The organism is Pseudomonas sp. GW821-FHT10C09 (assembly GCF_059415465.1).
The window spans coordinates 174,536-177,901 of record NZ_JBWKNG010000016.1 but is presented as its reverse complement, the minus strand read 5'-3'; the positions used below and the strand labels follow the sequence as shown (position 1 = coordinate 177,901).

The following is a 3,366-nucleotide window of genomic DNA, read 5'->3' as shown; positions in this document are numbered from 1 at the left end:
TGCTCGCACGAACATCATCAATCAAATCGGCGTTCTTGTTTCTGTGTTTCCCGGGATTCCGTGAAGAACCAAAAAAATGGGTGTCGGGTTCGTCCTGGTGCTGCTGCTGACCGCACTGGTGGCAGCCATCGGCGTATGGTCCCTGCAAACCATCAGTCATCGCTTCGATGGGCTCAAGCAGATGTCGTCGCTCAATAGCGGCTTGCTCAAGGTGCGTCTGCTCGAGCAGGAGTACGCCTTGCACGGCAACCCGAAAACCGCCGATGCCCTGCACGAAGGCGTTGATGGCCTGATCGCTCTGGCGACCCAGCTCAAGGCTGCCTCGGCGGCTAACGTGCCGGTGATGAATGATGTCGAGCAGTCGCTGGGTGCCTATCGCAAGGCGTTCGATGAGTTCGTCTCGCTGAGTCAGGCCAAGGACCTTGCGCTGGAAATGGCCAGTTGGTCGGTGTCCAGCGTGGCCAACAACCTTGATGTGCTGCAAGCCGGCCTGGCCGATGACGGCGCCTACACCTTGAAGCAATCCGAGGGTAAGGACGGTGGGCAATTCCTCGAGCAGGCCAGTCAGGTCAGCCAGGTCTCGCGGTTGATGTTGCAGGCCATGAACGAAGCGCGCGTGCGTCTGGACCAGAGCCGCAAGGGCGACGACAGCGCGGGCCAGGGCAAGATCGAGCAGGCGGACCAGGCGTTGACTCAGGCCGAACAGCTGAAAACCACGGTCAAGGATGAGGGCTATCAGACGGTCCTCAATGAAGTGAGCGGCCACATCGGCAGTTTCAGCGAAAAACTGACGGAGTACACCGGCCTGTTGGCCCAGGAGAAAACCGTCTACGAACAACTGCATCAACGCGCCGCGCAAGTGGTGGAGCGGGTGGATCAGGCCTATGTCGCTGAAGATCAGTCGATGCAGGCCGAACTGAAAAAGAACTCGTTGCTGATCATCGGCTCCTCAGCCCTGGCGTTGCTGGTCGGGCTGGTGGCGGCGTGGGTGATTACCCGGTTGATCGTGGCACCGCTGCGCAGTGTGATCCTGGTGGCCCAGCAAATTGCCGCGGGTGATTTGAGTGCGACGGTCGAGGTGACCCGCCGTGACGAGATCGGCCAATTGATGCAAGCGATGCAGCAGATGGGTGCCGGGCTCAGCAGCATCGTCAGTGGCTTGCAGGCCGGTATCGAGCAATTGGCCAGTTCAGCGCATTCGCTGTCGGCAGTGACCGAGCAGACCAACCTGGAAGTCAGCAGCCAGAAAGAAGAAACCGAGCAGGTCGCCACGGCGATGAACCAGATGACCGCGACGGTGCACGACGTGGCACGCAATGCCGAAGAGGCGGCCCAGGCTGCACAGACCGCGGATGGCAAGGTTGAAAGTGGTCAGCAAGTGGTGCGCCAGAGCATGGCGCGCATCGAGCAACTGGCGGATTCGGCGACGTCGGCCAGTTCCAGCATCGAAAGCCTGAGCGCAGAGATCCAGAACATCGGCACGGTGCTCAGCGTGATCAAAAGTGTTGCCGAGCAGACCAACCTGTTGGCGCTCAACGCGGCGATCGAAGCCGCGCGGGCAGGCGAGCAGGGCAGGGGCTTTGCCGTGGTGGCCGACGAGGTCCGGGCGCTGGCCAAGCGTACCCAGCAATCGACCGAGGAGATCGAGCGACTGGTCAGTGCCTTGCGCTCGGCCGCTCAATCGTCGGTGCAGCAGATTCAGAACAGCGGCGAACTGGTGAAGCTGGCGGTCAGCGATGCGTTGCAGACCGAGAGTGCGCTGGGAAGTATTGCGGCGGCGGTGTCGTTGATTCAGCAGATGAACCAGCAGATTGCCGCGGCAGCCGAAGAGCAAAGTTCGGTGGCCGAGGAAATCAATCGCAGCGTCACGAGCATTCGCGCGAGTGCGGATCAGTCATCGCTGGCAATGCAGGGCAACGCGGCGTCCAGCATCGAGCTGGCTCAGCTCGGGCTTGAACTGAAAGGGATGGTGGGGCACTTCCGGCTCTGAAGAGCCCTGTGATCACTGTGGGAGCCTTGTGGGAGCGAGCTTGCTCGCGATGACAGCCTCACAGTCAACCGATCTTTCCCGAATGTACTCCCCGCCAAACCCAACCCAAAAAAAAGCCACCTTCTCAGGTGGCTTTTCTGTTTCCGCTGATCAGTCGTAGATCACTCTCTTTTTCCAGTCGGCATCGGCGTCGACTTGTTTGAGGCCGACGTTCAACTGGTTTGCCTCGCCCTCAACGGCAGCGATGTTGTCCATCACCATGGCGTTGGCGCGAGCCAGGAGTTTCTCCAGGTATTCCAGCTGCTCGGAGTAGACCTGCGGCTCCTGCTGTTTACGCAGGTACTGCACGCCACGTTCGAACGCCAGGCGCGCCTGACCCGGCTGGTTCTGTTGCAAGCAATGCTGGCCGAGGTTGTTGAAGAACTCGATGTGCAGCAGCACCAGGATATGGCGGACTTCGCGGATCCAGCGCTTGGCTTCGTTGGTCGGCAGGTAACCGTCCTGGGCCGCACGGGTGATCTGGCCATGCAGGGCTTCCAGCAGGAAACGTACGTCCTTGGCCTTGGCTTCGGTCTGGATCGGTGCCGGTGGGTTGTTGACCGGGATCGACTCGCCCTGGGCGGCAAGGGCCTCCAGTTCGGTGATCCGAGCCCTGAGGTTGGCGCTGGTCTTTTCCAGGTTGAGCAGGCGCTGGCAGACGTTGAGTTCCAGGCGGGTCAACAGCAGCTTGAGCGCCGGTGTCATCAACTGGCCGGGGAAGGTCTCGGTGATCTCGCCACAACGACGCAGGCGGTCGTTGAGCTCAACCTTGGTGCGGGCCTTTTCCAGCTTGTTGTTTTCCACCACATGGTTCATGTAGCCAATGGCGATCAATAGTGCGATCCCGGCTACAACTAGCAGGGTGATCATGAGTGGTGTCACCGGTAAGACCTCTTTATAGGGTTTGCGTTCGAGTGTAGTGGGCTGCCATTGGGGCGCATAGGCCGCTCGACGACTTGAATCAGCCATGGCCATGAATGTATCGGCCGTTGTCCTGCTTATATAAATGGTGGCGAAGATGTTTCAGATTGCCATCATCTTGATGGCGTGGACTATAGCGTCTTGAAGGAGGCCGGAATATAGGCGTTGGGCCCCAGTCTGTGGAAAAGCCCGAAACGCGTCTGAAAGCAGGGCGAAGTCATTGATTTAAATAAATTTATATCTGGGGGTTGACGACCCCTCAATCCATCCATAGAATGCGCGCCACTTACAGCGTAAAGCACACAGCGAAACGCGGTAGGGAGTGAATGTTGTACGTGTGTCCCCTTCGTCTAGTGGCCTAGGACACCGCCCTTTCACGGCGGTAACAGGGGTTCGAGTCCCCTAGGGGACGCCAA

Annotated in this window: 2 protein-coding genes, 1 tRNA gene and 1 pseudogene; 3 read left to right on the top strand and 1 reads right to left on the bottom strand. The window is 59.4% G+C overall.

Going from position 1 to position 3,366, the window contains the following annotated elements; translation table 11 throughout:
• Positions 1-76 precede the first annotated feature (76 nt).
• Together AC07N8_RS18505 and AC07N8_RS18500 are read left to right on the top strand one after the other, a co-directional pair.
• Positions 77-1,081, top strand: a pseudogene (locus tag AC07N8_RS18505) (methyl-accepting chemotaxis protein); the annotation flags it as partial.
• Positions 1,082-1,108: 27 nt separating this feature from the next.
• A complete protein-coding gene (locus AC07N8_RS18500; protein WP_483841460.1) occupies positions 1,109-1,990 on the top strand; it encodes a methyl-accepting chemotaxis protein in 882 nt (293 codons plus the stop codon).
• A gap of 150 nt (positions 1,991-2,140) precedes the next feature.
• Here AC07N8_RS18500 and AC07N8_RS18495 read toward each other — a convergent pair whose 3' ends face one another.
• Positions 2,141-2,911, bottom strand: a complete 771-nt coding sequence (locus AC07N8_RS18495; protein WP_483841385.1) for a hypothetical protein — start codon at positions 2,909-2,911, stop codon at positions 2,141-2,143.
• Between the two features lie 378 nt (positions 2,912-3,289).
• Between AC07N8_RS18495 and AC07N8_RS18490 the strand changes: the two genes are divergently transcribed.
• A tRNA-Glu gene (locus AC07N8_RS18490) sits at positions 3,290-3,365 on the top strand.
• The last annotated feature ends 1 nt before the right edge of the window (position 3,366 follow it).